At 40.7% G+C, this 5,986-nt stretch carries 7 protein-coding genes and 1 tRNA gene; 5 read left to right on the top strand and 3 right to left on the bottom strand.

All coding sequences use genetic code 11. From position 1 onward, the window contains the following. Positions 1 to 183: 183 nt before the first annotated feature. Positions 184 to 1,602: a sodium:alanine symporter family protein gene (locus L1070_RS19990; RefSeq protein WP_237126890.1), complete on the top strand. Its 1,419-nt coding sequence runs from the start codon at positions 184 to 186 to the stop codon at positions 1,600 to 1,602. A gap of 121 nt (positions 1,603 to 1,723) precedes the next feature. Further along, a tRNA-Pro gene (locus L1070_RS19985) sits at positions 1,724 to 1,800 on the top strand. A gap of 162 nt (positions 1,801 to 1,962) precedes the next feature. On the opposite strand, the gene L1070_RS19980 is transcribed toward L1070_RS19985, so the two are convergent. Next, on the bottom strand, positions 1,963 to 3,069 hold the full coding sequence (locus L1070_RS19980; RefSeq protein ID WP_045988835.1) for a replication initiation protein: 1,107 nt from the start codon (positions 3,067 to 3,069) through the stop codon (positions 1,963 to 1,965). Between the two features lie 74 nt (positions 3,070 to 3,143). After that, positions 3,144 to 3,362 (bottom strand): helix-turn-helix domain-containing protein, encoded by a 219-nt coding sequence (locus tag L1070_RS19975; protein WP_045988834.1) that lies wholly within the window; start codon positions 3,360 to 3,362, stop codon positions 3,144 to 3,146. Between the two features lie 206 nt (positions 3,363 to 3,568). On the opposite strand from L1070_RS19975, the gene L1070_RS19970 reads away from it, so the two are divergent. Further along, positions 3,569 to 4,414, top strand: coding sequence for a TIGR02391 family protein (locus tag L1070_RS19970; protein WP_237126889.1), 846 nt, complete (start codon positions 3,569 to 3,571; stop codon positions 4,412 to 4,414). Positions 4,415 to 4,514: 100 nt separating this feature from the next. Here L1070_RS19970 and L1070_RS19965 read toward each other — a convergent pair whose 3' ends face one another. After that, the gene (locus L1070_RS19965; RefSeq protein WP_237126888.1) at positions 4,515 to 4,706 is read right to left on the bottom strand and encodes a hypothetical protein; all 192 of its coding nucleotides are present in this window, start codon (positions 4,704 to 4,706) and stop codon (positions 4,515 to 4,517) included. A gap of 95 nt (positions 4,707 to 4,801) precedes the next feature. On the opposite strand from L1070_RS19965, the gene L1070_RS19960 reads away from it, so the two are divergent. Next, entirely contained in the window at positions 4,802 to 5,083 is a 282-nt protein-coding gene (locus L1070_RS19960) for a helix-turn-helix transcriptional regulator (RefSeq protein WP_237126887.1), read from the top strand. A gap of 35 nt (positions 5,084 to 5,118) precedes the next feature. After that, positions 5,119 to 5,739, top strand: coding sequence for a hypothetical protein (locus tag L1070_RS19955; RefSeq protein WP_237126886.1), 621 nt, complete (start codon positions 5,119 to 5,121; stop codon positions 5,737 to 5,739). Positions 5,740 to 5,986 lie beyond the last annotated feature (247 nt).

The raw sequence follows: 5,986 nt of genomic DNA, 5'->3' as shown, positions 1-5,986 counted from the left end.
GTAGAAAATGACACTTTTTTTAATCCTTTTTACCTATACACAATTACACACCAAACTCACACAAGTTACCCACAAAAAGCTGTGGATAACCTTCGTTTGTGACCTTTAAAAGACTCTTCTATATATATGTGCTAGATTACCTGCCCAGATTTTCCGTTCATATAATAAGTAGGCTTTGTAGTTATGGCTGATATTTTAGACTTTGTTAGTGGATTGCTTTGGGGACACGTTCTCATCTATCTATTAATAGCAGCAGGTTTATTCTTTACACTCCGTTTGGGTTTTATTCAAGTTCGACAGTTCCCTTATATGGTCAAAGTGATGGCTAATAGCCGTAGTGGTGCCGACACTGGGATCTCCTCTTTTCAGGCTTTTTGTACATCACTTGCAGCACGAGTTGGCACAGGCAACATGGCAGGCGTTGCGGTTGCACTCTATTTAGGGGGCGCAGGCGCAATCTTTTGGATGTGGCTTATTGCTTTAATCGGTATGGCCACCAGTTTTGCTGAAAGTACCCTAGCCCAGCTTTATAAAACAAAAGACGAAGACGGAAACTTTCGGGGTGGCCCTGCTTATTATATGGAGTATGGACTCGGCAAGCGCTGGATGGGCGTGGTGTTCTCTTTATGCCTTATTCTCGCTTTTGGTTTGGTATTTAATGCAGTACAGGCCAATTCGATTGCAGCGGCGTTTGAAGTCGCCTTTGACGTACCAAAATATATAATGGGCGTTATTCTCGTGATAGGCTCTGCTTTTATTATATTTGGTGGCCTAAAGACCATTTCACGCTTTGCCGAGTTAGTCGTGCCCTTTATGGCTTTGGCTTATTTGCTCGTAGCCATTTATATCAGCGCAATTAACTACGATTTACTCCCAGATGTATTTATGCAGATCATCAACAGTGCGTTTGGATTTGAACAAGCAGGTGCAGGCGCTATTGGCTATGCCGTGATGCAAGCGATGATCCAGGGGGTCAAACGCGGCTTGTTCTCAAATGAAGCGGGTATGGGCAGCGCTGCAAACGCCGCGGCAACCGCAACACCTAACCCTAACCACCCTGCTTCCCAAGGTTATGTGCAAATGCTGGGCGTATTTGTTGATACCATTGTTATCTGTTCAGCTACAGCCGCTTTGATCTTGTTATCTAACCAGCTGGTTCCAGAATCTGGCGTAACAGGTATTGCGTTGACGCAAGCCGCTTTGGTTGAGCATGTAGGTGATTGGGGTGCAACCTTTATTGCCATCGCGATTCTGTTCTTTGCATTTACTTCAATCGTTGCTAACTACTCTTATGCAGAAACCAACTTAATGTTCTTAGAACATAACCATAAACACGGTATGGCAATTTTCCGCCTATGTGTGCTGGGCATGGTAATGTTTGGCGCCGTTGGTGAGCTAGGTGTAATTTGGACTATGGCGGACGTTTCCATGGGTCTGATGGCAATCGTTAACGTTATTGCGCTCTTTATGCTATCGGGCGCGGTGATTTGGCTCTATAAAGATTACAATCAACAACTTAAATCTGGAAAGACCCCAGTGTTTGATGCGAATCAACACCCAGAGCTTAAAAAGACCCTACCAAAAGGTATCTGGTTTAAATAAGCCCCCAGAAGTGTGACTGCCTGTTTAGCAGGCAGTTGCACCCTAACAAGCTCATTTAATGTCCAAACAAACCAACCACTTATTGCCTTTCAAAAAAAAATCCGTATAGTAAAGCACAAGTCGGCATATAGCGCAGCTTGGTAGCGCACTGTCATGGGGTGTCAGGGGTCGCAGGTTCAAATCCTGCTATGCCGACCAGCTTTTCCTTACCCTATTCAATAAGTTAACTCTATATTTATTGTAAAATGTAGCACTTCTACTGAGTTAATCTTATTTTGATGTAGCATATATGTAGCCTGTTCTACTTCTGCATTTTAAAGCTACATACATACTAAGCCTACTCCCCTAAGTTTATATCCCTTAACCCCTAATACCCTGAGGGGCAGCATACTTAACATCATCAATTAATTGCTTATACTTCGCGACTGTTTGTCGAGTAAGTCCCGTTTCGTTCGCAATACTCTTCTGAGTAAGCTTTTGACCTTCAAAGCACAACTTGCTGAGAGCTTGTTTGATCAACGCTTCAGATGTTTTACGCCTTTTAGTGTGGGTATACCGTGCACCTTCGCGTTGAGCGAGTGCAGTGGATTGAATGGGTATTTGGTACAACCAAGTTCCTGCAATCCCTCGATTGTGGTTAGGAAAGTATTTTTGCCAAGTCCAAGAGGCTACGCTTTGAGTAATCGACTGCAATTCTTTGTACTTCAGAGGATATTCTTTTGCTAAACCAAAACCTTCAAAGTTATTTAAGCTTTCAGCAACCTCAAACAAGTGTTTGCGCCAGTCCTCAAATCGCCAGTTTTCTCTGGCGTAGTTAATTCTTTTGTAAGCAATGAAGCGTAGTTGGTGAAACAAATAACAATTACGAGAGTTTGCAACTGCCCCCCAATCAAACCCATGGCCATACTCCCTTTTAGGTTTATGTAGGAAGTCATTTAGTTCGTTGAGGCTGTACTCATGCGCATGTAAGAAGGTAATTTTCCAATGGGGATGAAGCGGGTTTTTACATAAAGGTCCTGTATAGTCTTCATCAGCTCCAAGCTTTATTCGCATAGCTTGATTTACATACTTCATAAACGCGACTGGTTTGCGCCTACCTTTAAGGCTTGTTGTAACACCCTGAATAGCGTACAGCAGATGCGCTCCTCCTTGAGCCTCTATTTTGCCTAATTTACTTATAGATGGACCACTAACAATTATATTTGGAGCAGGTAGTAGATTGTCTTCCCAAGAAAACGCTGATTCATCATCTATATCAAAAATCAGCCAATATTGAATAGCTTTTGGGTTAACTTGAACATGAAGATATTCCCCTAAAGCTATTTCACCATAACGGTAACGGCCCATTGTTATATCGTCATTAGTACAAAGTGTTCTTGGTGGTGTAGTTCTATATAACCTTTGAATTAGCTGTTCTCGCGCACACAAAGGCGCAGCAGGAGCTAGCTGTTCTGCAATATTTGTCATAAGATATCCGTGTTGGAGTATATTCAACACGGCAGGCGGATAGTTTGGTCGCTTACGCCTGCCGTATTCGCAAACTAAGCAACTTCGCCGTACTTTCTAAGCCAAGCCTCTAACGTAGACTCTTCAAAAAGCAGCTTTCCGCCTATTTTGATTGCTTCTGGCGCAACCTTTTTAGCAAGCTCGGAGTCACCTTGCTCAATCGCTACTTTTCGCCGACTTCGGATATTGTACAAATGCTGCGGTGTACAGTTTAAAAACCTTGCAGCTTCTTTTGTGGTAATAAATGTGGACATGAGCTCTCCTAACAAACCAAACCTGTTAAATACGTATCAACTGTGCTTTTTATAAAAGCCCTAAGTTTCCTCATTACGTGTAACAGGCAGCCAATTAGAAGCGCCTTTTTTGATACTAGTCTGAACCAGTACATCTAGGCTAAGATACGATTAGTTAAAAGTAAAGTGTTTATTAACTGCTTAGTTATAAATAGGAATAAAGGAATATGAAAACAAATTTGGCAGGCATCGACTACCGAGGGCTCGCTGGTATTTCACAAGACTGTGTTGATGCTGTAGTGGAGATGATTCATTTCGGCCGAAAAATCAATACAGTCAAAATATTAACCAGCGGCAGTGATCATAGCTGTCGCCATGCATTAATATTGAACGTCGATGCTGACATAAATATTGCGATAAAATCAGGATTTACTTCTGGCTACTCGGGTGAGGGGCCACGATCTTTTGCCTATCTTTTATCATTACTCAGAAAGTTCGCTGATGATATCGATGAATATAGAGTTTCCAAAGACTTTATACGACGAATAAATAGCTCTGCTCTAACACTACAAGATTTGGAGTGGCTTGTAGCTCAAGAACCAATTAGACCTCAGCAGTGGTACGAATATATCTATGACCACCGCCATAACAACGCCTCTTGGATAGATGATTTTCCAGCAGAAATCTCGTTTTCTCTTATCGATAAGCGACTACTTGAAGTTGCGATATCATTCAAGGAAAACCCTGATCACGCACTAATGACAGGGTATAGGCTGCTAGAGCATTTAGTTAAAGAAAAATCAGGACTAACTAAAGAAACAGGTGCAAAGCTCTTCTCAAAAGCATTTACTGGTGAGAATGCACCGTTATATTGGGATGATTTGGATGGAAGTGAGAGCACTGGTCGTGCAAATATGTACTCAAGCATATTTATGGCCTTTCGTAATCGCCGCGCCCATCAGCAGCTAGAAAGTAACGTTCATGATGATATAAGAGAGTTTTTGGTATTGAACCAACTCTTTGTCTTAGAACAATCAACCAAAGTTAGAGAAACTGAATATCAAAGCGTCTAAAAAGGCTCCTCTAATTAAAACGCTACGCAGCTGTAAGCTGCGTATCCCAGTGCAACACTGTAAAAACCCAACCCCACACTGACACTAATAACCTCGTAAATCAATAATAAAACTCTCCCCTATCATCGGCTTCCCGAGCTTCTTGTTCCGTATACTCGTCACCATAGAAGTTTACGTTACCCATTCCATCATTGTGTTCATCAATAAACTTGTCTTGGTCTGATTTCTTATCATCGTCGATCATGACTTCAAGCGCTACTAACGCTGCCGCCTTCAGTGCTTTTAAAAACATGGTTTAGCCTCTCACATTAAAACTAAGGATTCCTGAGTATCAGAATAACATTAAAGCTAAGAGACTCTTAGTTTTCAAGAATTAATTGATTTACGATGAAAACAAATGACGAGTCGCCCTTTCCAAAGCGCTTAAAAGAGGCTCGAAAGAGGAAAGGTTTATCTCAAAAACAGTTAGGTATTTTGGCAGGAATGGACGAATTCTCAGCCTCTGCGAGAATGAACCAGTATGAAAAAGGGGTTCATGCGCCTGATTTTAAAACTGTCAAAGCACTCGCTAAAGTTTTAGACGTACCAACTGCCTTTTTGTTTTGTGAAGAAGATGAGCTAGCAGAAAAAATACTCGCACACAAAAGTAAACATGGCCACTGCAGCTAAATTTAGACTAACAATAACTTTACGAGGAGCTACATTTGAATCAATATTTAACTAGCTTATTTAGCAGTATTTTTATAGATATCGACCACTTAGAAAATCACTATTTAACAGTAGATGAACTCGATTTTTTAAATAATAAACTGAACTCAACACGAGACTTTGAAAGCGATTTTTACACTGATTCATTAGGGAGTAATTTAGAATGCCTTTTATTATTCCTTTGTAAAAATAAGAACTTGATCACAAGTATTATGCAAGGTAATGGAACCGATCAAGATCATATAGATTTATACACATCACCAATAATTTCAGGAAATTATGATTGTTTTCGCTTCGACCTTAATAAGTTCAATAAGACTTATGAATCAAACAACCAACTCATAAAGTTATATAGAATAGGTAGAGTTGGAGAATCCTTAGATAGCTTAGGAAACTCATGGTCTACAAACATTGAAGGGTTAAAAGCCTACTATCAGGCTTCAGGTCTCTCAGAAAACGAAATTATACGCAGGCCCGTATTTTCCACAACAGTTGTTGACTCTGAGGTATTATTTGAGGGGAACAAGCAAGAGGGTGAACTCGTATTAAAGCCCGGATTTAATCACTCTGGAGCCACAATATGGGACACTATATTGAAGAAAACGCATTTCAAATAGATAAGCCAATCCCCATCGAAGCTTCCTGACTTATGGCTCTTTTTGGTTCACAGCCCCAAACAACACATAGAAAAACAAAACAACTCCTAAAATAAGTAAGTTGCAAACTATCACAGAACCCATTTTTTCACTCCAAAGCTAGATACCTAGTTAAGATTAATTCAGTAGTTGCTCGCCTGCAAATTTGCTAAAAACCAAGCCCTTTTAACCGAGGCATCATGAGCAATTTCCTCCTCTTTTAAAAAGG

Source organism: Pseudoalteromonas sp. MMG022, from assembly GCF_021654245.1.
GTDB classification, from domain to species: domain Bacteria; phylum Pseudomonadota; class Gammaproteobacteria; order Enterobacterales; family Alteromonadaceae; genus Pseudoalteromonas; species Pseudoalteromonas amylolytica.
This window is presented reverse-complemented; position numbering and strand designations above follow the sequence as displayed.